Raw genomic sequence first — 25,427 nt, 5'->3', positions numbered from 1 at the left:
GAGGAAATCAGGATGAATTATCCCCTTGTTACACTGTGGTCCGATGCCTGCTTTTTCAGTCCTTACGCAATGTCTGTTTTTGTGGCGCTGAGCGAAAAAGGCGTGCCGTTTTCGCTGCGGCGTGTCGATCTCGACAGTGATGAGCAGCTTGCTGAACCCTATCGCCAAATTTCGCTGACCCGACGTGTGCCCACGCTGCAAATCGGCGATTTTCGGCTGGGCGAATCCTCGGCGATTGCCGAATATCTCGATGAGCGTTTTCCCGCGCCGGAATATGAGCGCCTTTACCCACGAGACGGTGAAAAGCGCGCAAAAGCGCGGGAAATTCAGGCCTGGCTGCGCAGCGATTTTGTGCCGCTGCGTCAGGAGCGTCCGACGGAAGTGTTGTTTGCTGGCGAAACCTTCGCGCCGCTCAGCATCAGCGCGCAGCAGTCAGCGGAAAAGCTGATTTCAGCCGTTGAACGCCTGCTTAAGCCTGGTCAGCACAACCTGTTTGGCGAGTGGTCAATCGCGGATACCGATTTGGCCGTTATGCTTAACCGACTGGTCTTGCATGGTGATGCGGTTCCTGACGCGGTCGCCGATTACGCCCATTTCCAGTGGCAGCGTGCCTCGGTGCAGCTGTGGCTGTCGGAATCTTCCAAATCCGCCGTGAATGACACAGCGGGATTATAATTTTTTGGCAGCCCGTGGCACACTGTGCGGGCACAGGTCAAATCAGCGCTGCGGCGCAAAAACAAATAAGGGTTAGGGATGGTGGAGCAAGATCGCGGCACGGAATGGGTCGATATCGTTAGTGAAGATAACGAAGTCATTGCGCAGTCCAGCCGTGCGCAAATGCGGGCACAATGTTTGCGTCATCGCGCAACCTATATCGTGGTACACGATGGTATGGGTAAAATCCTGGTGCAGCGTCGCACTGAAACGAAAGACTTCATGCCGGGGATGCTGGATGCCACGGCGGGCGGCGTCGTCCAAAGCGGTGAAGAGATGCTGGAATCGGCGCGTCGTGAAGCTGAAGAAGAGCTGGGTATTGCCGCTGTCCCCTTTGCTGAACATGGCCTGTTCTATTATGAAGATCAACACTGCCGCGTCTGGGGTGGACTGTTCAGCTGCGTTTCGCACGGGCCTTTTGCCATGCAGGAAGAGGAAGTGGATGAAATTTTCTGGCTGACGCCGGAAGAGATCACTGCGCGTTGCGATGAGTTCACTGACGATTCGCTGAAGGCGCTCTCGCTGTGGCTGAGCCGTAACAACGAGCAGGGCCGGGCGGTAGCAGGCGCTCAGGCGTAGCGGAATCAATAAAAAAGCGCCCAAACCGGGCGCTTTTAACGTTATTTACATTAAGTAAATCAGGCACATCGCCTTCCGCTGGCAATAGCGCCATTTGCAAGCCAACGTTTTTCATCATCACTCAACATGGTGGGTGACGCTATGCCACCCGCATCTTCTCTCCACGGCGTCGCAGCAGCTCCATCACAATCAGCAGAATCAGCGATGCGCCGATCATTAGCGATGCCGCCGCCGCGATAGTGGGATCGAGGTTTTCTCTGATCCCGGCAAACATCTGGATCGGCAACGTCCGCTGGCGGGGGCTGGCTAAAAACAGCGTGACCACCACTTCGTCAAACGAGGCGGCAAAGGCAAACAGCGCGCCGGAAAATACACCAGGTGCAATCAGCGGCAGCGTGACTTTGCGGAAGGTGAGAAAAGGGGAGGCACCGAGGCTTGCCGCCGCGCGTGACAAGTTGGTGTCGTAGCTTTTCAGCACTGCAATAACGGTAATCACCACGAACGGCACGCCGAGCAGCGCATGTGCCAGTACCAATCCCAGATAGCTGTTCAGCAGCGACAGTTTCGCGAAGAAGAAAAACATCCCAACCGCAATGATGACGACAGGCGCAACCATTGGCGAGATCAGAATGGCCATCACGACGCCCTTGCCGCGAAATTCTCCACGCGTTAGCCCCATCGCGGCAAGCACGCCCAGAACCGTCGCCAGCAGCGTAGCCAGAGGCGCGATCGTCAGGCTATTGCCCAGCGCGTTCAGCCACTCCTGCGAGTGAAAAAAGGTTTGATACCAGCGCAGCGAGAAGCCGCTGAGCGGATAGCTCAGAAACGAGCTGGAATTAAACGAGAGCGGCACGATCACCAAAATCGGCACGATTAAGAACAGCAGAACCGCCGCCCCGTAAACGTTAAAACAGGCGTTCCATAAACGAAGAAGCTGGCTGCCATTTTGTCTCATCATCGTCTCCTTAATGGGCTGCCGCTTCGGCAGAAGTGCGGGTTACTCGAACATAAACGATATACAGCAGCAGCACGATAATCAGCAGCTGACTGCCCAGCGCTGCGGCCATTCCCCAGTTCATGGTGCTGTTGGTAAAGAAGGCGACAAAGTAGCTGACCATCTGATCGTCCGGTCCGCCCAGCAGGGCAGGCGTAACGTAATAGCCAATGGCCATCATAAACACCAGCAGCGCGCCCGCCGCCACGCCCGCATAAGTCTGCGGGACATACACCCGCCAGAAGGCGAGGAACGGATGCGCACCAAGCGAGACCGCAGCCCGAACATAGCTCGGCGAGATCCCTTTCATCACCGCGTAGAGCGGCAGCACGATAAAAGGCAGCAAAATATGGGTCATCGAAATAAAGACCCCGACACGGTTAAATACCAGCGTCAGCGGATGATCGATGAAACCAACCGCCATTAATGCGCGGTTAATCAGTCCACCGGACTGAAGCAGCACAATCCAACTGGCGGTTCTGACAATCAGTGACGTCCAGAACGGCAACAGCACCAAAATCATCAGCAGATTTGCGCGATTGGAAGGCTGTTTCGCCAGCCAGTACGCCAGAGGATAACCAATGCCAACACACAGCAAGGTGACGACCAGCGCCATCCACAACGTGCGCAGCAGGACGTTGACATAGAGCGCCTGATCGGACGACAGCGCCTTGATTTCGCCCGTTTTGACATCCACCTTGCGATCAAAAACCGAAAGCAGATAGTAACTGGTCATCGGTTTCGCCGCGCGCTGGAGCGTTTGCCAGGTGCTGAGTTCGCCCCATAACGGCTGTTTGGCTATCATCGCTTCTTTAACGTTTTCACCTGAAGCCGGGACCATGCGAGGGGCGGCGGTGATCAGGCGGCGAAAGCTGGCATCTTCATAACTCATCCGTTTAGCGACAAGGGCAATCTGTCCGCGATCGCGCGCGCTGATTAACTCTTTGCCCAGGGTTGCATACAGCGCTTCATCTGGCAGCGTTTTGCCTGACCAGTGTTGTAAAGCCGTCGTGGTTTCCGGCAGCGTCGTGCTGAATTCCGGGTTATCGACGCTCTTAGTAAGAATCGAAAAAATGGGGAAGAGGAAGCAGACCACGACAAAAATCAGCAATGGCGCGATCAGCAGCAGCGAGCGGCGGGTTTTGACCCGATCCACCTGGCGCAGACGTTGACTGAGCGTCAGTTCGCGGGGCTTCGCGGCAACAGTGGACTCTAAAACCGGGTTTTGACTCATCGCTGGCTCCTTGATTGAGCGGCGGCCGGACCGGAGAGCAGCCCGACCGGTTTGGCTTACCTGGAGGCCCAGGCGTTAAAACGCTGTTCGAGTTCTTCGCCGTGTTCCAGCCAGAAATCACTGCTGACCTGCAACGATTTCGCCAGGTTTTCTGGCGCGGTCGGCAGCTTGCTCAGACGCGCGGGATCGAGAAGCTTAGCGGTATTGATATTGGTCGGCCCGTAAGGAATGTTTTCCGCAAACACTTTCTGGTTTTCAGGCTGATTGGCAAAGGCGATAAACTGTTCCGCCAGCGCTTTATGCTTTGAGCCTTTTACAATGGCCCAGTTATCCAGATCGTACAGTCCGTTATCCCAAACGATCCTGAAGTTATGCCCCTCATCCTGGGCAGCACCGATACGGCCATTATAGGCAGAACTCATCACCACGTCGCCGGATACCAGCCATTGCAGCGGCTGCGCGCCCGATTCCCACCACTGAATATTGGGTTTGATCTCATCCAGTTTTTTAAAGGCGCGATCGACGCCTGCTGGGGTTGCCAGCACTTTATAGACATCTTCACGCTTCACGCCGTCGGTCATCAGGGCAATTTCCAGCGTATATTTAGCGCTTTTACGCAGCGCACGTTTGCCCGGGAAATCTTTGATGTCCCAAAAATCAGCCCAGCTGGTGGGGCCTTTTTTCAATTTATTGGCATCATAAGTCAGCACCGTCGACCAGACGAAAATCCCGGCACCGCATTCGGTTACGGCAGCAGGAATGAAGTCGGTTTTTTTACCCAGCTTGCTCCAGTCCATGGTCTCCAACAGGCCTTCTTCACAGCCGCGCTGTAGTTCTGGCGTTTCCAGTTCAACCACATCCCAACCAATCTGGCCGGTTTCCACCATTGCGCGAATGCGAGCCATCTCGCCGTTATATTCCCCGGCCTCAATCGTACCTTTCCCGGCGGCGGTAAAAGGTTTGTAAAACGCTTTGTCCTGCGCGTCTTTATTGGTGCCGCCAAAAGAGACCACGGTCAGCGTTTCAGCCTGCGCATGTAGCGCGAAGGTGGCCAATATCAGTGCTGCTAACTTCTTTACCATGCCTGAACTCCCGTCATTGTTATTATCGGCAGGCGAACCTGCCGGATGTCATACAGCGTATTGCCAGAGGCCCGCAGGCTTAGTGCGCTAAAAGGGTAGAAAGCAGGCTGAGCGCGGCTTTAAACTGCGCGTCGGGGATCGTCAGCGGATAGAGGAAGCGGATAACGTTGCCGTGTACGCCGCAGGTCAACAAAATCAAACCCTGCGCCAGCGCTTTTTGCTGAATGTCTCGTGCAATCTCAGCGGAAGGCTTGCCGGTAGCAGGATCGTTAAATTCCGCTGCTACCATCGAGCCTCTGGCACGAACTTCTGCCAGCGCCGGATGACCGCTGGCGTTCAGCGTTTCCACCAGTTCAGCGCCCAGCTTGAGCGCGCGCTCGCACAGCTGTTCCTCATCAATGATTTCAAGCACCGCCAGTGAAGAGGCAATTGCCAGAGGATTGCCGGCATAGGTACCGCCCAGACCGCCAGGCAAGGGTGCATCCATGATCTCAGCGCGTCCCGCCACGGCGGAAATCGGTAAACCGCCGCCCAGGCTTTTCGCCATGGTCATCAGATCCGGTTTTGCATCGTAGTAGTCGCTGGCGAACATTTTGCCGGTGCGGGCAAAGCCGGTCTGGATTTCGTCGGCAATCAGCAGAATGCCGTGCTCATCACACAGTTCACGCAGCTTGCTGACAAATTCAGCCGGCGCGATATTGAAGCCGCCTTCGCCCTGAATCGGTTCATAAATAATCGCGGCAACGTCCTGCGGGCTGATATCACAGCGGAAAATTGTGGCCAGGCTCTCCATCGCATCGTCAACGCTGTAACCCTGTAGTGCGTTAGGATAACGGGCATGGAATACTGAACCCGGAAACGGGCCGAAGCCGGTTTTATAAGGTACCACTTTGCCGGTCAGCGCCATCGTCATCATGGTGCGACCATGGAACGCGCCGGTAAAAGCGATGACGCCAGCGCGGCCGGTTGCGGCACGAGCAATTTTAACGGCGTTTTCAACGGCTTCAGCGCCGGTGGAGAAAAAGGTCGTTTTTGCCGGGCCTTCTACCGGGACACGCTGATTCAGGCGCTCTGCCAGCTGCAAATAATTTTCATAAGGGATAACCTGAAAAGCGGTGTGGGTGAAGCAGTCCAGCTGATTTTTCACCGCCTCGACCACTTTTGGATGGCGGTGACCCGTGTTGAGAACGGCGATCCCGGCGGTAAAATCGGTATACTCTCGTCCCTGATGATCCCACAGCGTGGCATTTTCCGCGCGGACGGCGTAGAAATCACACATGACGCCAACGCCACGCGGCGTGGCAGCTAAACGACGCTGTTGCACTTCACTGTTCATGCTCTACCTCATCAGATGTCATTGCGCGGCTTGTTCCACGCAGAATTGGGCTATCTGATTTGTAACTTTTTATGAGATTTATAATCCAGAGCCAGTTTTTTTTTATTTGAGGTACCAATTTTGCGAACGTTATCTGGCGACCTGATCGCACATCGTTTAAGTCAGGCTCCGGCAGGCGCTCTCAGCAAGCGCCTGTACGATGTTTTGCAGACTGCGATCCAGCAGGGAGCTATTGCAACGGGGAGTCGATTGCCCGCCTCACGCGATCTGGCTCAGGAGCTCTCCGTTTCACGCAATACCGTGCTGGCGGCCTACGAGCAGCTCCAGTCGGAAGGGTATTTGCAAACCCGAACCGGCAGCGGAACCTACGTTTGCGAACAGCTACCGGAAACGGCTCCGCAGGCCAGCCTGTCGCCATCGACCTCCAGCCCGCCGTTCAACCACATTCGCCTTTCCCGCCGGGGAACAAGGGTGCTGGCACGCAGCGGTGCCGGAGCTTATCAATGGGGTGCGTTTATGCCTGGCGTACCGGACGTCAGCCATATGCCGCATGATATCTGGCGGAAGATCCAGCTGCGGCTTAGCCGACGGATGCCGGTTGAGGCATTGAGCTATTCCAATCACGGCGGCTGCCTACAGCTTCAGCAGGCGCTGGCGGAATATTTGCGGGTTAGTCGTTCGCTGAACTGTGCTCCCGAGCAAATTTTAATTACGGCGGGGACCCATCAGGCGTTAGATTTGGTTGCGAAAATGCTCTGTGACCCGGGCGAGGGGGCCTGGATTGAAGAGCCGGGCTATTGGGGATTTCGTAACGTGCTGGCGGTGAACGGCGTCGAGCTCTTGCCAACGCCGGTCGATGACGAAGGGATGCTGCTGCCCGATTTGGCCTCCTTTAGCCAGCTGCAACGTCCGCCAGTCTTGATTTGCGTAACGCCTTCACACCAGTATCCGTTGGGTTCGGTAATGAGTTTGCAGCGCCGACAGCAGCTCCTGGCGCTGGCGAAATCGGCAGGTAGCTGGGTGATTGAAGATGATTACGACGGTGAGTTTCGCTTTGGCGAAAGCCCGGTTCCCGCGCTACAGGGATTGTCGGCAGACGCGCCGGTGATCTATCTCGGTACCTTTAGCAAAACGCTGTATCCGGGTCTGCGGCTGAGCTATATGGTGATGCCAAAACCGCTGGCCGCCAGGATGAAAATGGCGCATTCGGAGCTGTATCGTGGCGGAAATGGTTTGGCGCAGCTGACGCTGGCTGAATTTATCCGGGAGGGGCATTACGCTGCTCACGTAAGACGCATGCGGCAACTCTACAGCCGCCGCCGCGCCGCGCTGGTGAAGGTAATCAGCGACAGCCTCGGGCCGGCGTTTCTGTCACAGCAGGGAAATGCCGGGCTGCACCTGATCCTTTCCCTGCCGGAGCGTATCGACGATGTGGCGCTGGCCGCCGAGCTGGAACAAAAGGGCGTGCTGACCCGGCCGCTTTCGGCCTATTACATTCAGGGCACGCAACGCCGTGGTCTGCTGCTGGGCTATGCCTGCGTGGAGGAACAGAATATGGCCGAGACCTTCGCGCCGGTACTTCACTGTCTGCAACGGCGTCTTTCTCCTGCCTGATAACGGGGCGCCAAATAAGGGCAAGTGCATATTTATGGTGCAAAACCTTGCCTGATTCTGCTTTTAATAATGGGTGTAAAAAATAACCATAATAAATATGATTTAATATCAATAATTTAACTTGTGTTTTTGATCGTGGTTTTTGATGGGCTGTTCAAATTCTGCTTGTCGGCAGGAAATGGGTTGTGATAGAGCTAAAAGAAGCCACCCACAATCCGGTACGCCTGGCCGTGGGTCAATTATCCTGCCTGGACGAGAGAACGCGATGAAGTCACTGGTCAGTTTTAAAAACATTAAAAAAAGTTACGACGGCGACAAGCTGGTGGTGCGTAATCTTAATCTTGACGTGCAGGAAGGGGAGTTTTTAACCCTGCTTGGCCCATCAGGTTCAGGTAAAACCACCAGTCTGATGATGCTGGCCGGGTTTGAAACGCCCACCGATGGCGAAATTTTCTTGCGTGATAAACCGCTGCACACCCTGCCGCCGCATCAGCGGGATATCGGCATGGTTTTTCAGAACTATGCGTTGTTTCCTCACATGACGGTAGCGGAAAACCTGGCGTTTCCTCTGTCGATCCGTCGTCTCAGCAAAGCGGATGTGAAAGAACGCGTCCATCGCGTGCTGGATATGATCAAACTGACGTCGCTGGCAGATCGTTATCCTGCCCAAATGTCCGGGGGGCAGCAGCAGCGGGTTGCGTTAGCACGCGCGCTGGTTTTTGAACCTAAACTGGTGCTGATGGATGAGCCGCTGGGCGCGCTGGACAAGCAGCTGCGTGAGCATATGCAGATGGAGATCAAGCAGCTGCACGCAATGCTTGGCCTGACCATCGTTTATGTGACGCACGACCAAAGCGAGGCGATGACGATGTCCGATCGCGTCGCGGTTTTCAACGACGGCATGATCCAGCAGATGGACAGTCCTGACCGACTCTATGAACAACCTTCTAACGCATTTGTCGCGCAGTTTATCGGTGAAAACAATAGCTTGCTGGCCACGCAGCTCGCCTCGGAAGGGGATTATTATCATGTGCAGCTGGATGACGGCACGCAGCTAAAGGCATTGAAAGTACGTCCAAGCTCGCCCGGTAAAAAAATCCAGCTCAGTATTCGTCCGGAACGCGTTAACGTGAATGCGCCTGAAGCAGGCGATCAGCAGGTTCGTGCGAAAATTCAGCAGTTTATCTATCTTGGCGATCATGTCCGTATGCTGACGGAAGTGGGCGGGCAGGGCAATTTTATGATCAAGCTAAGTCCGGCGAAGGTGGACAGCCGCTGGAAGGCAGGCAGCGAAGTCACGCTTTCCTGGCAGTCGGAGCACCTGCGCGCGCTGGATGTGATGATTCAGTGATTGACAGACGATAAAGACGATAAAAAGGCCGCGGCTGCGGCCTTGTTGGCTGATAATGTCGTGTCTGCACAAGGGGCATGGGCCGTTCATAAAGACGCAAAAAGCGGCATCCATGCCAGCTCGACACGGGCCGTCCATGGCCCGTGACGCTTTATTACCGGCCCATGCCCCTCGTGCTTTAAACTTCTGTGTTGTCTGAAATCAAGGCCGCGGCTGCGGCCTTATTCCCTTAGCGATGCGTTTCGCGAACCGCCAGACGCGGCTGCGTTTTACGACCAACGCTACCTAACCAGCCAGCCAGCGCAGCTTCGACCAGCAGGACAATCAGCGTTACCCAGCTGGCTTTCGCCGTCGCTGATGCCGCTTTTTCACCTGCTTCACGCGCTTTCTGTTCGGCCTGCGCTTTTAACTCCTGATATTTTTTGTAAGCCTGCTCATAACTCTGCTGAGTCTGGGCAACAATCTGATCGACTTCCTGATCGCTTTTACCGGTACGCGCCTTAATAATATTTTTCAGTGCATCAACATCAGCAGCCTGTAGCGTGGCCTGGTTACGGCCCAGTACGCCTTTAAACCAGTTAGCTAAATCAGTGTCTGCATTTTGTTGATTATTAGCGGTACTTTCTGCCTGGCCCTTCGCATTATCTGCTTCTTTATTAGCATCTTGCTGAAGTTTCTCAGGCTGCAATTCCGGTTTCCCGGTCTGGCGCAGCGTTGTTTCCAGTTCATTTTGCAGATTGTTTAAATCAATATTATTTTCCTGTAGCGTCTCTTTGGCACTTTGCGTAACAGAAGGGGCAATAGCGGAAATACCGTTACCCAACATACTGAAACCTGAACCAATTACGCTGGCCGTACCGCTGACTGCACTGCTTAATACTGCCACAACCAGCCAGACGCAAACCAGAGTATTGACGGCCCACATCAGCAGCCCGTGCAAAGCGCCTTCTCGCTGTGCCAGTCGACCAGTAATAAACGCTCCTGCTGCAATCGAAATCAGCATGCTCAGTCCGGTCCAGATGGTGGCGCCTGTCCCAAGACCCTCAAGCGGGTTTCTTTCTTTTAGCGGATCGATAGTGGTAGCACCGATCGCCGTACCCAATATGGTTAATAGCAAATAAATAACCACGGATAATATTACGCCTGCAAATACAGCGCTCCATGAAATGCGCTTTAGCGGAATGCCGCTATTTATTTCACTGTGGACCGGATGGATTTGAGTGTCACTCATGGTGAGTCTCCCTTGCCTGATATTAGTGAGTTTCCTGTCTGGACCTTATTATCGGATTACGGCTTAACGCGTTGCCATCATAAGGTTAGTCCCGGAACCGGCTTTCGACCAGGAAATATTTACCACGGTATGTTTTGTATGTTTATCAGGGAGTTGAAAAGGGTGCGTTAGGTTATTTTCAATATATTGCGTCAGGCTTATGGCAGGGCGCCATTATTTTATGGTTTTAAATTTTTTAGCAGTAAGAAATAAATACTTTTATTGCATTAAGGATAAAAAAGGCGGAGCTTTCGATCCGCCTTTTTTAAAGTGGCTGTTAGCTGTCAGCCTGCTTTGACTGAATAGCCGTCAGAGCGATAGTGTAGACAATATCATCCACCAGTGCACCGCGGGACAGATCGTTGACCGGTTTACGCATGCCTTGCAGCATCGGCCCGATTGAAATCAGATCCGCTGAACGCTGCACGGCCTTATACGTGGTGTTGCCGGTGTTCAAATCAGGGAAGATAAACACCGTGGCACGTCCGGCAACCGGAGAGTTTGGTGCTTTGGATTTTGCCACATCCGCCATGATAGCCGCGTCGTACTGCAACGGCCCGTCAATCACCAAATCAGGACGTTTTTCCTGGGCGATACGGGTCGCTTCACGCACTTTTTCCACGTCACTGCCCGCACCTGAATCACCGGTTGAGTAGGAGATCATCGCTACGCGAGGCTCAATCCCAAAGGCGGTAGCAGAATCTGCCGACTGAATGGCGATTTCGGCCAGCTGCTCTGGGTTAGGATCCGGGTTAATGGCGCAGTCGCCATAAACCAGCACCTGCTCTGGCAGCAGCATAAAGAAGACCGAGGAAACCAGCGAACTGCCTGGCGCGGTTTTAATCAGCTGTAGCGGAGGACGGATGGTATTCGCCGTGGTATGCACCGCACCAGAAACCAGGCCGTCTACTTCACCACGTTCCAGCATCATGGTGCCGAGCATCACGTTGTCTTCCAGCTGTTCCTGCGCGACCACTTCGGTCATGCCTTTACTCTTACGCAGCTCAACCAGGCGAGCGACGTAATTTTCACGGACCACCTCCGGATCGACAATCTCAATGCCTTTACCCAGCTCAACGCCCTGTACGGCAGCGACGCGCTGAATCTCTTCCGGATTACCCAGCAGAATACAGGTAGCAATGCCGCGGGCAGCACAAATCGCGGCGGCTTTCACGGTGCGTGGCTCATCGCCTTCAGGCAGCACAATACGTTTACCGGCCTCGCGAGCCAGTTCGGTCAGCTGATAGCGGAAGGCTGGCGGAGAGAGGCGGCGGCTGCGTTCTGAAGCGGCGGTCAGCGACTCAACCCATTCAGAATCAATGTGGCTGGCAACGTATTCCTGAACGCGTTCAACACGTTCGGTATCATCGGCTGGCACTTCCAGGTTAAAGCTTTGCAGGCTGAGCGAGGTCTGCCAGGTATTGGTTTTCACCATAAATACCGGCAGGCCTGTTGCAAAGGCGCGTTCGCAAAGCTTGCGTATTGGTTCGTCAATCTGATAACCGCCGGTCAGCAAAATGGCACCAATTTCTACGCCGTTCATTGCCGCCAGGCAGGCCGCAACCAGCACGTCAGGGCGGTCAGCAGAGGTGACCAGCAGCGAACCCGGACGGAAATGTTCCAGCATATGCGGCAGGCTGCGAGCGCAGAAAGTCACCGATTTTATGCGGCGGGACTGAATATCGCCTTCGTTGATCACCTCGGCACTCAGATGATGACACATATCGATAGCGCGAGTGGCGATCAGATCGAAACTCCACGGCACGCAGCCTAAAACCGGCAGTGGGCTGTTAGCAAACAGCTGTTTTGGATCGATATTCGCCACGCTGGCTTTGGTGGAATCATCGAAAATTTCGGAAAGATCGGGACGCGTGCGGCCCTGTTCATCAACCGGCGCGTTCAGTTTGTTGATGATAACGCCAGTAATGCTCTTGTTTTTACTGCCGCCGAAGCTGCTCTGCGTTAGCTCAATACGCTCTTTCAGCTGGGCAGGTGAGTCATTGCCTAATGACATGACAAACACAATTTCAGCATTCAGCGTTTTAGCAATCTCAAAGTTCAGTGCAGAGGCAAACTGATGTTTGCGGGTCGGCACCAGGCCTTCTACCAGCACCACTTCGGCATCTTTGGTATTGGCGTGGTAACGCGCAATGATCTCTTCCATCAGCACGTCCTGCTGATTCGACCCCAGCAGCGATTCTACCCGGCTCATTTGCAGCGGTTCAGCGGCGGGAATGGCGGAGTTTTTACGAATAATCAGCGTGGTTTGATCAAGGGAATCTCTGCCGGAACGGGGCTGGGCAATCGGCTTAAATACGCTCAGGCGCACGCCTTTGCGTTCCATAGCACGGATCACGCCAAGACTGACGCTGGTCAGGCCGACGCTGGTGCCGGTAGGAATTAACATAATGGTACGGGACACGGTAAACCTCTCGATCTGGTGTCTGAAAACAACACCGTCAGCCTTGGCTGACGGTGTTCATGTCTTATGCGGTCAGGCGGCTGGCGTCCTGGGCAATCACTAACTCTTCGTTAGTTGGAATGACCAGGGCTGGCCGCGAGCCTTCTTTATTTATATAGCCTGCATGGCCAAAACGGGCAGCCAGGTTGCGTTCATGATCGACCTCGAAGCCCAGCAAAGCCAGTCTTCCAAGCGTCAGCTCACGCACCATCGCGGCGTTTTCGCCAATACCGCCCGTAAAGATGACGGCATCCAGGCGACCATCCATCATCGCGGTATAGGAGCCAATGTATTTCGCGAGGCGGTGGCAGTATACGTTCATTGCCCGCTTAGCATCTTCTTTTGAGGTGTAGTTATCTTCCACGTAGCGACAATCGCTGGTGACGCCGGTCAGACCCAGCAGGCCGGACTCTTTGGTCAGCAGTTTATTGATAGCGTCGACGCTCATGCCGAGCGTGTCATGCAGGAAGAAAACAATGGCCGGATCGATATCACCGGAACGGGTGCCCATCACCAGACCTTCCAGCGGCGTCAGTCCCATTGAGGTGTCGACGCATTCACCGTTACGAATAGCGGCAACCGAGCCGCCATTGCCCAGGTGACAGGTAATGATATTCAGTTCCGCCAGCGGCTTGTTCAAAACTTTTGCCGCTTCGTGAGTCACATAGTAATGGCTGGTGCCGTGTGCGCCGTAGCGACGAACGCCGTGTTCTTTATATAAATTGTAAGGCAGGGCGTAGAGATAAGACTCTTCCGGCATTGTCTGATGGAAAGCGGTGTCGAATACGGCGACATTCTTATCAGACAGATGCGGGAAGTTTTTCATCGCTTCGTCGATGCCGATCAGGTGTGCAGGGTTATGCAGCGGGGCAAAAGAGGAGGCGTCTTTAATACCCTGAATAACGCTTGCATCAATGACCACTGATTGGGTCAGCGCTTCGCCGCCATGAACAATACGATGGCCTATTGCAGTAATTTGTGCTGACAGTTCAGGTTTTTGTGCCAGGATAGTTTTAACGATAAAGTTAAGCGCTTCACTGTGGGCAGCGCCTGCGCCTAAGTCTGCTTCCTGTTTAGCGCCTGCCATTTTCCATTTGATGCGCGCTTCAGGCAGGTGAAAACATTCGGCTAAACCAGAAAGGTATTCTTCACCGTTTGCCGGGTCAATAATGGCAAATTTGAGGGATGAGCTACCGCAATTCAGAACCAGTACTAACTTACTCGACATGGTAGGTCCTATTGATTAAAGGTGGCGAAAAAAAACTCAATCAGACTATCAGCGTAGCGCATGAAAGCTGGTACATTAATGATGAACATCATGCTGTCGGATTATTTTGTCCGAAAGCAAAAAAAATTCATAAAGATCACAAATTTTTTTGAATTTTGCCCTGCTGGTGTCGTTAACTACATCAGACATGCAGCATGGCTGTAACAGCCAGTCAACAATCGCGCACAGGATAACCAGAGCGCCGTTTAAAGACAAAATATTTTGAAAGATGTCATGTAAAGTTGTTGTATTACGCTTATTTGTTTAATTTTTAGCTCCAAAGTTGAGGTCAGCCATGGCTAATGAATCCGGCACTGTCGGTTGGTTTAAACTGTTCCGGCATGGACAGCATTATATGAAGACATGGCCTGTCGATAAACGCCTTGCCCCCATGTTTCCAGAAAACCGGATCACCACCGCAACGCGTTTCGGTATCCGCTTTATGCCGCCGCTGGCCGTCTTTGCGATGACATGGCAGCTTGCGTTGGGTGGTCAGCTCGGTCCGGCCGTGGCGACAGCGCTGTTCGCCTGTAGCCTGCCGATGCAGGGATTATGGTGGCTGGGCAAACGCTCTGTGACGCCGCTGCCGCCGACGCTGCTGGGCTGGTTCCATGAGGTCCGCGAAAAACTCCAGGCGGCGGGTCAGGCCATTGCGCCGGTTGAAGGCAAACCGACCTATCAGTCGCTGGCCGATGTGCTGAAGCGAGCTTTCCGGCAGCTGGATAAAACCTTCCTCGACGATCTGTAAAAAAAACCGGGTTTAGCGGCTCTGGCGGCGAAAACCCGTGTGATATCAAAAAACACGCTGTTTGCTGTGCCGGAGTCGTACGCGTTGTGCAATCCTTAGTCATCCCTTCAAATTTCAATTTGTCCCAGTGACACAGGAGTTAATGATGGAAATGACCCACGCCCAGCGTTTGATCCTCTCTAATCAATATAAAATGATGAGCATGCTCGATCCGGATAACCTCGAGCGCTATCGCCGTCTGCAAACCATTATCGAGCGAGGCTACAGCCTGCAAATGCGCGAGCTTGACCGGGAATTCGGCGAGCTGAGTGAGGCAGTCTGCCGCACGATAATTGATATTATGGAGCTGCATCATGCGCTGCACGTGTCCTGGACAAATCTGAAAGAGCCTGGCGCAATCGAAGAGCGGCGGCTAATGTTTCTGGGTTTCGATGCGGCTACGGAAGCGCGCTTCCTTGGCTATGTGCGGTTTATGGTCAACGTCGAGGGACGCTATACGCATTTCGACTCGGGAACGCACGGTTTTAACGCACAGACGCCGATGTGGGAAAAGTATCAACGAATGCTGGCTGTGTGGCACACTTGTCCGAGGCAGTACCATTTGAGTGCGAATGAGATCGCGCAAATTATCAACGCCTGATAAGGAATAAGTAGTGAAGTGTAAAGGTTTTCTGTTTGATCTGGACGGCACGCTGGTGGACTCTTTACCGGCGGTCGAACGCGCCTGGGTAAACTGGGCAACACGACACGGCATCGCTGCCGATGAAGTACTGAACTTCATCCACGGTAAGCAGGCTATCACCTCACTGCGCCACTTTATGAAAGGGGCTTCTGAAGAGGCTATTCAGCAGGAGTTCTTCGCGCTGGAACAGGCGGAAGCGGAGGATACCGATGGCATCGTCGCCTTGCCTGGTGCCTTACAGCTGCTGGCGACGCTGGACGAGCTGGCGATCCCCTGGGCGATTGTAACCTCGGGTTCGGTACCGGTCGCCACGGCCCGTCGTCAGGCGGCCGGTTTACCTGAACCCGAAGAGTTTGTTACGGCTGAACGGGTACAAAATGGCAAGCCAGAGCCTGACGCTTATCTGCTGGGCGCTCAACTGCTGGAGCTGGAGCCGGAAGAGTGTGTAGTGGTGGAAGATGCCGCCGCAGGTATTCTCTCCGGACTGGCCGCTGGCTGTCACGTTATCGCCGTAAACGCGCCTGCGGGCTCGCCAAGGCTGGAAGATGTTGATATGCAGCTTTTCTCACTGGAAGAGCTGATTGTTAACAAGAATCCTGATGGCACTATTGATGTGCATCGAAAGCATTAAGTTATGATTTGACCCCGCATTAGCGGGGTTTATTTTATGGCATTCTCTTTGCAGCTTCCCCCGTTGCAGAGATCAATTGTGAATAAAGAGCTTTTTTGGGTTCTCAGTCTGTTAGCCATCGCCATCGTGCTGTTTGTCAGCGGAAAACTGCGGATGGACGTGGTGGCATTACTGGTCATCACCGCCTTTGTCCTTAGCGGCACACTCTCCCTGCAAGAAGCCACCCAGGGCTTCAGCGATCCCAATGTTATTCTTATTGCCGCGCTGTTTGTTATCGGTGAAGGCCTCGTGCGCACCGGCGTGGCGTTAAGAATGGGGGAATGGCTGGTCAGAATGGCGGGCAGCAGCGAGACACGCATGCTGGTGCTGCTCATGCTTACGGTTGCCGGACTGGGCGCTTTTATGAGCTCCACAGGGGTGGTAGCTATTTTTATTCCCATCGTGATAAGCGTGGCGGCTAAAATTAACAGCTCCCCGGGGCGGCTAATGATGCCGCTAAGCTTTGCGGGGCTGATTAGCGGCATGATGACGCTGGTCGCCACGCCACCTAACCTGGTGGTTAACAGCGAACTGGTGCGGGAAGGGTTGACCGGCTTTGGTTTTTTTGCCGTGACGCCGATTGGTTTGGTAGCACTGGTACTGGGAATAGGTTATATGCTGCTTGTCCGTTTCTGGCTGGGCAACACGCCTCAGGATGTTAGCCACAAGCAGCAGAGAACCTTTCGCGATCTTATCCGGGATTACAAACTAAGCGGGCGAGCGCGACGGCTGGCTGTGCGCCCGGGGTCAACGCTGATCGGTCAGACGTTGGACGATTTGCAGCTGCGCGAACGTTTCGGCGTCAATGTTGTTGGCCTCGAGCGCTGGCGTAAATTTCGCCGGGTTATGGTGCCGGTGACCGGCACAACTGAATTCCGCGCCCACGATGTGCTGCTAATAGACATGAGTGCTGCGGGTATCGATCTGCGTGAATTCTGCTCTGGGCATAGGCTGGAGCCAATGATCCTGCGGGGCGAATATTTTTCCGATCGCGCCCAGGATGTGGGGATGGCAGAAATTCTGATCGTGCCCGATTCCGAACTGCAAAATAAAACGCTGCGCGAGTCCGCCTTTCGCTCCCGCTATGGCCTCAGTGTCATTGGTATCCGTCGCCGTGGAGAGGTGCTTGAAGGCGCGCTACACAATCTGCCGTTAGAGCTGGGTGACAGCCTGCTGGTGATCGGCGACTGGAAAAAAATCACGCAGTTACAGCAGCAAAAACGTGATGTCATCCTGTTAAATCTGCCTGCCGAGGTCAACGACGTCGCACCTGCCAGCAGCCAGGCTCCCCATGCGATTTTCTGTCTGGCTCTGATGGTTGCCATGATGCTGACCAATGAAATCCCTAATCCGATAGCGGCTATCATTGCCTGCCTGTTGATGGGGCAGTTTCGCTGCATTGATATGGAAAGCGCCTGGCGTGCCATTCACTGGCCAGGCATTATTCTGATCGTTGGCATGATGCCTTTTGCGCTGGCTTTGCAAAAAACAGGGGGGATCACGCTAATTGTCGAAGGGTTAATGGATTTGGCTGGCGGACAGAGTCCGCACGTTATGCTGCTCTGTTTATTTATCTTGTGCGCCGTCATCGGGCTGTTTATTTCGAATACCGCCACGGCGGTGTTGATGGCACCGGTAGGGGTGGCAGCCGCTCATCAAATGGGGCTTTCACCGTATCCTTTTACCATGATTGTGGCGCTGGCCGCGTCAAGCGCGTTTATGACGCCGGTATCAAGCCCGGTGAACACGCTGATCCTTGGGCCCGGCGGTTATCGCTTCAGCGACTTTGTCAAAATTGGCGTCCCTTTTACCGTGCTGATTATGGCGGTAAGCGTGGTGATGGTGCCGCTGCTGTTCCCGTTCTGAATAAGGCGGGTCAGGCGCTAAAGCTCCTGGCTGATTTCATCCAGCGACAGGTTGAAACTGGGGACAAAAACCTCGACGAAATAGTCCATTTCCGGGCTGTGGCGCTGGCTCAGGGTTTTTTCCAGTCGGGCTTTGGCCAGTTGAAATTCGTGATTTCCCGCTGAAAGTTCTTCCAGGCATTTCAGGTAAGCACAAAGCGCATCCGCCTGTTTCACAATGGCCGTCTCTTCTTCGCTTCGTTGGTGCTCATCAAGCAACGGTCGGTAAGCGTCTCTGAGCTCTTCAGGCAGCATCTCAATAAGCTTCAGCTGGGCAATTTTCTCAATCTTCTTGTATTCAAAGGCAATTTGCGCGTTGTAATACTTTACAGGGGTAGGCAGATCGCCGGTCAGAACTTCACTGGCATCATGGTACATTGCCATCAGGGCGATACGCTCAACGTTAAGATTCCCGTTGAATTTCTGATTTTTAATGACCGCCAGCGCATGCGCCACCATCGCCACCTGCAAACTGTGCTCAGAAACGTTTTCCGTACGCACGTTACGCATCAGCGGCCAGCGGTTGATCAGCTTAAGACGGGAGAGGTGGGCGAAGAAATGGCTCTGATTCATCGATGCGGTTTCCTGTAATAATCCCGAAGCCGGGCGACTTCGGGATTATTATATACGCTTCAACCTGCTGAATGCAGCGATATCAGATAACGCCGTGCTCTGTCGGCAGGCGTTTTCGAACAAAATTACTGGCGATATCCTTCCAGGAAACGACCAAATTTGCCAATCGCCATTTCCAGATCGTTGACGTGAGGCAGCGTAACGATGCGCACATGGTCAGGCCAGGGCCAGTTAAAGGCACTGCCTTGTACCAGCAAAACTTTTTCCTGTAGCAGGAAATCCAGCACCATTTTCTGGTCATCGTGCAGATTGAATTTTTTCGCGTCAATACGAGGGAACATATAAAGCGCGCCCTGCGGCTTCACGCAGCTAACGCCTGGAATGTCATTGATCAGTTCCCACGCACGCTGGCGCTGTTCATACAGTCTGCCGCCTGGCACAATGAATTCACTGATGCTTTGATAGCCGCCCAATGCCGTCTGGATGGCATGCTGTGCAGGAACGTTGGCACACAGGCGCATTGAGGCCAGCATTTCCAGCCCTTCGATGTAGCCTTTCGCATGTTTCTTCGGACCGTTTAACACCATCCAGCCCTGGCGGAAACCGGCCACACGATAGGTTTTAGACAGGCCGTTAAAGGTAATCGTCAGCAGGTCGGGAGCCAGAGCGGCGATGGAGTGATGCTGTGCCGCATCGTAGAGGATCTTGTCGTAGATCTCATCTGCAAAGATGATCAAATTATGCTGTCTGGCCAGCTCAACCACTTCCAACAGCAGTTCCTTACTGTAGACTGCGCCCGTTGGGTTATTTGGGTTAATGATGACGATGCCCCGGGTGCGTGGCGTAATTTTGCTACGGATGTCGTCCAGGTCCGGGAACCAGCCAGCCGATTCGTCACACAGATAGTGCACCGCGTTACCGCCAGAAAGAGAGACCGCCGCCGTCCATAAAGGATAATCCGGGGCCGGAACCAGCATCTCATCACCGCTGTTGAGTAAAGCCTGCATTGACTGGACGATCAGTTCGGAAACGCCATTACCGATATAGACATCTTCAACGGTCATTTCACGTAAGCCGCGAGCCTGATAATGTTGAACGATAGCTTTACGGGCGGAATACAGTCCTTTGGAATCACAGTAGCCCTGTGCGCTGGGCAGGTTGCGGATCACATCAACCAGGATTTCGTCAGGCGCTTCAAAACCGAAAGGCGCGGGATTGCCGATGTTGAGCTTGAGGACTTTATTGCCTTCTTCTTCGAGGCGGCGGGCTTCTTTTAAAACCGGGCCGCGGATGTCGTAACAGACGTTATCGAGCTTGCTGGATTTATCAATCGGGGTCATTTCATTCGCCTTTGGCTGAGCTGTATTCCTGCCGTGGAATAGTAAACCCGCACAATGTACTCCTCTCTCCCGCGCTTTTGAAGTCCGTCCGCTGGCTTTGGTGGGATAGTGGAGTTTTTGTTTCTGTTACCGTCAGGGCTACAGGAGAGACAGGATACATCTGGTTTAATATGTCGACCTAAATTGGTTTAGCAAAATTTAACACTGGATGATTTGGTGTGCGGAGACCGTTTGTGGAACCTGAAAAAGGGTTCTGGGGAAGATTTTTGTAATAATTAGGTAAAATCTGGTGGATTGATGCGCAGCGAAACTGTCAAGATAAGCTTAATTGGTTGCCTGAAAACCAGGCATGATGATAAGGTGCTCAACTTGAAACGCTGGCGCGGCAAAAGCCACCATGCTTTTGTCAGAGCTTGTCAGATTGTATCTGATTGATAAATTTTTGTACTATGACAGGCGTTGAAACGGTCTCAGCCAATAAAATCTTATTTTACTGATAAGAATAATCAGATTAGGGCTTAAAAAGTAATCGACAGTGTGTCAGGATAATATTCATGAAATTTCGCACTGCCAGTGCGGGTTTTTCAGGCAGTATCCACCCTGTTTTACTGCTGTTAATGTTAAGTTGTGTTAATTATTATTCCGCTGTAACTACAGCGTTCTGGCCGTCCCGATTTTTTCAGTGTCATACACTAACAACAGCACGGCACCTTTAAGGCCTGCATGCGCTGTTATCAGTTCTGTACTGCCGCTTACCTGTTGTTCAGCGTGGCGCGCATTAATGATGTATCAGACGTATGAATCCGTCAGCGGCTTAGCCCTTAGCGTGAGCAGGGTATATTTGAGCTGCTGGGATAGGCGTCTGCGTAGTAAGGTGAGGGAGCGAAGCGCTTCATCACATTCTTATTATCGCTGTATCCTTTTGATATAGCAGGTAATAACACCAGGGTAGTAGTTCTTAAAAATCTTATAAAGTGAAGAAAACATGACTAGTGCAAATCGTCCAATTCTCAATCTCGATCTCGATCTGCTGAGAACTTTTGTAGCTGTCGCCGATCTGAATACCTTTGCTGCGGCTGCCGCAGCAGTATGCAGAACACAATCTGCGGTCAGTCAGCAAATGCAGCGCCTGGAACAACTGGTAGGTAAAGAGTTGTTTGCCAGACACGGTCGTAACAAACTGCTGACAGAGCACGGCATTCAACTGCTGGGCTACGCCAGAAAAATCCTGCGTTTCAATGATGAAGCCTGTACTTCTCTGATGTACAGCAACATTCAGGGCGTACTCACTATCGGCGCTTCTGACGATACGTCAGATACCATTCTCCCTTTCCTGCTCAACCGCGTGACCTCGGTTTATCCAAAGTTAGCGATTGATGTCAGGGTGAAACGCAATCCATTTATGATGGAAATGCTGAATCAGGGTGAAGTGGATCTGGTTGTCACAACGTCCAGCCCAATGAACTTTACCTGGCAGGTTCTGCGTACCTCACCAACGCTTTGGTATTGTGCTGCTGATTATATCTTCCAGCGTGGGGAAGCGATTCCATTGGTTCTGCTGGACGAACCAAGCCCTTATCGTGATATGGCAATTGATCACCTTAACGAGGCCGGCATCCCCTGGCGTATTTCGTACGTAGCGTCCACGCTGGCAGCCGTGCGTGCGGCGGTAAAAGCCGGTCTTGGCGTCACCGCGCGTCCGGTAGAGATGATGAGCCCCGAGCTGCGTGTGATGGGAGCGGCGGAAGGCTTGCCGGTTCTGCCAGACACCGAATATCTGCTGTGCCGTAACCCGGAAAGCGATAACGAGCTGGCGCTGGCTATCTTCAACGCGATGGAATCGAGCAGCGATCCTTACAATCTGACCGTTAACGGTCAGGACAGTGGCGCCTTCTCCGACGAAGAAGAATAAAAAAAACTCTGTATTACCTGCTGATTTTTAAATAAATAATCAGCAGAAAAGAGAAAAAAAAGCCTTATGGCAGCCCTGTGCGCCATGAGGCTTTTTTTATGATGTTTTTTTAATAAATGACAGGGGGTTTGTCCTCCTTTTTTTGCTGTGTTGATGTTAAAACCGTCACCCCCTCTGATATACCCCTTCGTCTTAATGCAGAAGTGCAAAAATAATGCAGCTGACTTGATTTTGCTCAGTCTGCATCGTCTGTTTTTTCTGCATAAGTTACAAAAGTCTGTTCTGGATCAAAAAAATAACCCTGCTCAGGGGAAGGAAAAGCCCACATTTCCTGCCAAAATAGTCTTTGTTAAATCCGCGATCCATGCAGGGAAATACCCGCTACACTTTACCTGAAAGGGTAAACTGACTCGATTTAGCGCAGTATTTGAGCATAAAATGTTAAATAAATGCTGCGGGTGTAAAATAATCTGTGGATACTTTTGTCAAAGTTGACAAAAGGTTATAGAAAGGAGTAAAAAACCACATAAAATTGCTGCTTACTCTGAAAAGACAGTAAAGTTTATCAGGTTTTTTATTTTTCCCTTGAATCGATGTGGTGGGTTAACTGCCGACTAGCAGAGCAGACGCCTGACGCCACGTTATTGAATTAAGCAGAGTGTATGTCAACAACCACTGAAGTTATCGCCCACCACTGGGCGTTTGCTGTATTTCTGATCACAGCCATCGGTCTGTGCTGCGCAATGTTAGCTGGAGCATGGTTTTTGGGCGGAAAAGCCCGTGGAAGATATACAAATACGCCTTTTGAGTCCGGAGCCGCTCCGGTCGGTACCGCCAAGCTGCGCATGTCCGCCAAATTCTATCTGGTCGCCATGTTCTTCGTCATTTTCGATGTAGAAGCCCTCTACCTGTACGCCTGGTCGACCGCCATTCGCGAAAGCGGGTGGATTGGCTTTATCGAAGCCGCCATCTTCATTTTGGTACTGCTTGCTGGTTTGGTTTATCTGGTGCGTATTCGCGCGCTGGACTGGGCTCCGGCACCTCGTCGTGTCGTGGTTAAGCCAACAACCATTTCGCATTCCAATCGTCACACGCAGTAACAGCGAGGCATAAAAATGGACTACACGCTTACCCGCGCAGATCCGAACGGTGAGAACGACCGTTATCCGCTGCAGAAACAAGAGATCGTCACCGATCCTCTGGAGAAGCACGTTCATCAAAGCGTTTACATGGGCAAGCTCGAAACGGCTATGCACGACATGGTGAACTGGGGAAGGAAAAACTCCCTTTGGCCATTTAACTTTGGCCTTTCATGTTGTTACGTCGAAATGACCACCTCATTCACCTCAGTGCATGACGTTGCCCGCTTTGGTTCGGAAGTTATTCGTGCCTCGCCTCGCCAGGCTGACTTTATGGTCGTTGCCGGTACCTGCTTTACCAAAATGGCCCCCGTTGTTCAGCGTCTGTATGACCAGATGCTGGAGCCGAAATGGGTCATTTCGATGGGAGCCTGCGCCAACTCGGGCGGGATGTACGACATCTATTCCGTGGTGCAGGGCGTGGATAAATTCCTGCCGGTAGATGTGTATATTCCAGGGTGCCCGCCGCGCCCGGAAGCCTATATGCAAGCACTGCTGCTGTTGCAGGAATCTATCGGTAAAGAACGTCGACCGCTTTCCTGGGTCGTCGGCGATCAGGGCGTTTACCGTGCCAATATGCCGTCCGAGCGTGAAAGAAAGCAGGGCGAACGCATTGCGGTGACTAACCTGCGCACGCCTGACGAAATTTAAAGCAGTTAACCGACGGGCTTACCCGGCGCATAAAAAACAAAATACGCGCACGGCCTGTCGTGACGCCAATACTGAGGGCTTTGCAGGCCCACATGGTGAATAATTTATGACAGATTTGACCACGCAAGATCTCGCCCAGCCAGCATGGCAAACCCGGGATCACCAGGATGACCCGGTGATCGGCGAGTTGCGTAACCGTTTTGGGCCTGATGCCTTTACCGTTCAGCCAACCCGTACCGGCATTCCGGTAGTCTGGGTCAGGCGCGAACAATTACTGGAAATAATTGAGTTTCTGCGCAAGCTGCCGAAACCCTATGTGATGTTGTACGACCTGCACGGTATGGATGAGCGCTTGCGAACGCATCGCGCGGGCCTGCCTGCGGCCGATTTTTCCGTGTTCTACCACTTTATTTCCATTGAGCGTAACCGCGACATTATGCTCAAAGTGGCGCTGTCTGAAAAAGATCTGCACGTTCCGACCATCACCAAAATATTTCCAAATGCCAACTGGTATGAACGTGAAACCTGGGAAATGTTTGGCATCACCTTTGATGGTCACCCGCATCTGACAAGGATCATGATGCCGCAGGACTGGGAAGGCCATCCGCTACGTAAAGACTATCCGGCGCGTGCGACAGAATTCGATCCGTTCCAGCTGACAAAGCAAACGGAAGATCTGGCGATGGAGCAGATGACCTTCAAGCCGGAAGAGTGGGGCATGAAGCGCGGCACGGCTAACGAAGACTTTATGTTCCTGAACCTCGGTCCGAACCACCCCTCTGCGCACGGTGCGTTCCGCATCATTTTGCAGCTGGATGGTGAAGAGATTGTGGATTGCGTCCCGGATGTGGGTTATCACCATCGCGGCGCGGAAAAAATGGGCGAGCGTCAGTCCTGGCACAGCTATATCCCCTATACCGATCGTATTGAATACCTCGGCGGCTGCGTTAACGAAATGCCTTACGTGCTGGCGGTAGAAAAGCTGGCCGGTATTAAAGTGCCTGAGCGCGTGGATGTGATCCGCGTAATGCTTTCCGAGCTGTTCCGCATTAACAGCCATCTTCTCTATATTTCTACCTTTATTCAGGACGTTGGGGCGATGTCTCCGGTGTTCTTTGCCTTTACCGATCGCCAGAAAATTTACGATGTTGTGGAAGCCATCACCGGTTTCCGTATGCATCCGGCCTGGTTCCGCATTGGTGGCGTGGCGCACGATTTACCGAAAGGTTGGGATCGTCTGCTGCGTGAATTCCTCGACTGGATGCCAAAACGCCTGAAAGCCTATGAGCAAACCGCACTGAAAAACTCGGTGCTGATCGGCCGTGCGAAAGGGGTTTCCGCCTATGGCATGGATGAGGCGCTGGCGTGGGGAACCACGGGTGCGGGGCTTCGTGCAACCGGGCTGGACTTCGACGTGCGTAAATGGCGCCCTTATTCAGGTTACGAAAACTTCGATTTTGAAGTGCCAATCGGCGATGGCGTCAGCTGTGCCTACACGCGCGTGATGCTGAAAATGGAAGAGATGCGTCAGAGTATGCGCATCCTTGAGCAGTGCCTGAAAAATATGCCGGAAGGCCCATTCAAGGCCGATCATCCGTTAACCACGCCGCCGCCAAAAGAGCGCACGCTACAGCATATCGAAACGCTGATCACTCACTTCCTACAGGTTTCGTGGGGACCGGTAATGCCGGCCAACGAATCCTTCCAGATGATTGAAGCGACGAAAGGGATCAACAGCTACTACCTGACCAGTGATGGAAGCACCATGAGCTACCGCACCCGCGTGCGTACGCCGAGCTTCCCACATCTGCAGCAGATCCCTTCGGTAATCAACGGCAGCCTGGTATCCGATTTGATCGTATATCTCGGCAGTATTGATTTTGTTATGTCAGACGTGGACCGCTAA

At 53.0% G+C, this 25,427-nt stretch carries 20 protein-coding genes and 1 pseudogene; 12 read left to right on the top strand and 9 right to left on the bottom strand.

Annotated features, from left to right (window positions below; all coding sequences use genetic code 11):
* Positions 1-12 precede the first annotated feature (12 nt).
* Positions 13-675 (top strand): glutathione transferase, encoded by a 663-nt coding sequence (gene yfcF / locus EHV07_RS15905; protein ID WP_147198977.1) that lies wholly within the window; start codon positions 13-15, stop codon positions 673-675.
* Between the two features lie 78 nt (positions 676-753).
* A complete protein-coding gene (yfcD, locus tag EHV07_RS15900; RefSeq protein WP_147198976.1) occupies positions 754-1,293 on the top strand; it encodes an NUDIX hydrolase YfcD in 540 nt (179 codons plus the stop codon).
* Positions 1,294-1,432: 139 nt separating this feature from the next.
* Here yfcD and EHV07_RS15895 read toward each other — a convergent pair whose 3' ends face one another.
* The 4 genes from EHV07_RS15895 to EHV07_RS15880 all read right to left on the bottom strand — a co-directional run bounded on the left by EHV07_RS15895 (position 1,433) and on the right by EHV07_RS15880 (position 5,939).
* Positions 1,433-2,248, bottom strand: a complete 816-nt coding sequence (locus tag EHV07_RS15895) for an ABC transporter permease (protein ID WP_147200649.1) — start codon at positions 2,246-2,248, stop codon at positions 1,433-1,435.
* A 10-nt stretch (positions 2,249-2,258) separates the two neighbouring features.
* A complete protein-coding gene (locus tag EHV07_RS15890; protein WP_147198975.1) occupies positions 2,259-3,521 on the bottom strand; it encodes an ABC transporter permease in 1,263 nt (420 codons plus the stop codon).
* Positions 3,522-3,577: 56 nt separating this feature from the next.
* Positions 3,578-4,603, bottom strand: a complete 1,026-nt coding sequence (locus tag EHV07_RS15885) for an ABC transporter substrate-binding protein (RefSeq protein WP_147198974.1) — start codon at positions 4,601-4,603, stop codon at positions 3,578-3,580.
* A gap of 79 nt (positions 4,604-4,682) precedes the next feature.
* Positions 4,683-5,939: a 4-aminobutyrate--2-oxoglutarate transaminase gene (locus tag EHV07_RS15880; RefSeq protein ID WP_147198973.1), complete on the bottom strand. Its 1,257-nt coding sequence runs from the start codon at positions 5,937-5,939 to the stop codon at positions 4,683-4,685.
* Positions 5,940-6,059: 120 nt separating this feature from the next.
* Here EHV07_RS15880 and EHV07_RS15875 point away from each other — a divergent pair, with 120 nt between their 5' ends.
* Positions 6,060-7,553, top strand: coding sequence for a PLP-dependent aminotransferase family protein (locus EHV07_RS15875; RefSeq protein WP_147198972.1), 1,494 nt, complete (start codon positions 6,060-6,062; stop codon positions 7,551-7,553).
* Positions 7,554-7,818: 265 nt separating this feature from the next.
* On the top strand, positions 7,819-8,904 hold the full coding sequence (locus EHV07_RS15870; RefSeq protein ID WP_147198971.1) for an ABC transporter ATP-binding protein: 1,086 nt from the start codon (positions 7,819-7,821) through the stop codon (positions 8,902-8,904).
* A gap of 229 nt (positions 8,905-9,133) precedes the next feature.
* On the opposite strand, the gene EHV07_RS15865 is transcribed toward EHV07_RS15870, so the two are convergent.
* The 3 genes from EHV07_RS15865 to ackA all read right to left on the bottom strand — a co-directional run bounded on the left by EHV07_RS15865 (position 9,134) and on the right by ackA (position 13,863).
* The gene (locus EHV07_RS15865; RefSeq protein WP_147198970.1) at positions 9,134-10,135 is read right to left on the bottom strand and encodes a TIGR04086 family membrane protein; all 1,002 of its coding nucleotides are present in this window, start codon (positions 10,133-10,135) and stop codon (positions 9,134-9,136) included.
* Between the two features lie 316 nt (positions 10,136-10,451).
* Positions 10,452-12,596, bottom strand: a complete 2,145-nt coding sequence (pta, locus tag EHV07_RS15860; protein WP_174822363.1) for a phosphate acetyltransferase — start codon at positions 12,594-12,596, stop codon at positions 10,452-10,454.
* A gap of 64 nt (positions 12,597-12,660) precedes the next feature.
* Positions 12,661-13,863 carry an acetate kinase gene (ackA, locus tag EHV07_RS15855; protein WP_147198969.1) on the bottom strand — a complete coding sequence of 401 codons (1,203 nt, stop codon included), beginning with the start codon at positions 13,861-13,863 and terminating at the stop codon, positions 12,661-12,663.
* 334 nt (positions 13,864-14,197) lie between these two features.
* Here ackA and yfbV point away from each other — a divergent pair, with 334 nt between their 5' ends.
* From yfbV to EHV07_RS15835, 4 genes are all read left to right on the top strand, one after another.
* The gene (gene yfbV, locus EHV07_RS15850) at positions 14,198-14,650 is read left to right on the top strand and encodes a terminus macrodomain insulation protein YfbV (RefSeq protein WP_147198968.1); all 453 of its coding nucleotides are present in this window, start codon (positions 14,198-14,200) and stop codon (positions 14,648-14,650) included.
* Positions 14,651-14,795: 145 nt separating this feature from the next.
* Positions 14,796-15,290: a YfbU family protein gene (locus EHV07_RS15845; protein WP_147200647.1), complete on the top strand. Its 495-nt coding sequence runs from the start codon at positions 14,796-14,798 to the stop codon at positions 15,288-15,290.
* Positions 15,291-15,303: 13 nt separating this feature from the next.
* Positions 15,304-15,963 carry a sugar phosphatase gene (locus EHV07_RS15840; RefSeq protein WP_147198967.1) on the top strand — a complete coding sequence of 220 codons (660 nt, stop codon included), beginning with the start codon at positions 15,304-15,306 and terminating at the stop codon, positions 15,961-15,963.
* Positions 15,964-16,041: 78 nt separating this feature from the next.
* Complete coding sequence (locus EHV07_RS15835; RefSeq protein WP_147198966.1) at positions 16,042-17,868, top strand: SLC13 family permease; 1,827 nt, start codon at positions 16,042-16,044, stop codon at positions 17,866-17,868.
* Positions 17,869-17,885: 17 nt separating this feature from the next.
* Here the strand turns inward: EHV07_RS15835 and yfbR are convergent, their stop codons facing one another.
* Together yfbR and EHV07_RS15825 are read right to left on the bottom strand one after the other, a co-directional pair.
* Positions 17,886-18,479, bottom strand: coding sequence for a 5'-deoxynucleotidase (yfbR, locus tag EHV07_RS15830; RefSeq protein ID WP_147198965.1), 594 nt, complete (start codon positions 18,477-18,479; stop codon positions 17,886-17,888).
* Between the two features lie 125 nt (positions 18,480-18,604).
* Entirely contained in the window at positions 18,605-19,819 is a 1,215-nt protein-coding gene (locus tag EHV07_RS15825; protein ID WP_147198964.1) for a pyridoxal phosphate-dependent aminotransferase, read from the bottom strand.
* Positions 19,820-20,804: 985 nt separating this feature from the next.
* Between EHV07_RS15825 and lrhA the strand changes: the two genes are divergently transcribed.
* From lrhA to nuoC, 4 genes and pseudogenes are all read left to right on the top strand, one after another.
* Entirely contained in the window at positions 20,805-21,731 is a 927-nt protein-coding gene (gene lrhA, locus EHV07_RS15820; RefSeq protein ID WP_147198963.1) for a transcriptional regulator LrhA, read from the top strand.
* Between the two features lie 662 nt (positions 21,732-22,393).
* Positions 22,394-22,831 carry an NADH-quinone oxidoreductase subunit A gene (locus EHV07_RS15815; protein WP_147198962.1) on the top strand — a complete coding sequence of 146 codons (438 nt, stop codon included), beginning with the start codon at positions 22,394-22,396 and terminating at the stop codon, positions 22,829-22,831.
* A gap of 15 nt (positions 22,832-22,846) precedes the next feature.
* The gene (locus EHV07_RS15810; protein ID WP_147198961.1) at positions 22,847-23,521 is read left to right on the top strand and encodes an NADH-quinone oxidoreductase subunit B family protein; all 675 of its coding nucleotides are present in this window, start codon (positions 22,847-22,849) and stop codon (positions 23,519-23,521) included.
* 92 nt (positions 23,522-23,613) lie between these two features.
* Positions 23,614-25,427: pseudogene (gene nuoC / locus EHV07_RS15805) on the top strand (NADH-quinone oxidoreductase subunit C/D).

The organism is Pantoea sp. CCBC3-3-1, from assembly GCF_007981265.1.
Classification (GTDB): Bacteria; Pseudomonadota; Gammaproteobacteria; order Enterobacterales; family Enterobacteriaceae; genus Erwinia.
This window is presented reverse-complemented; position numbering and strand designations above follow the sequence as displayed.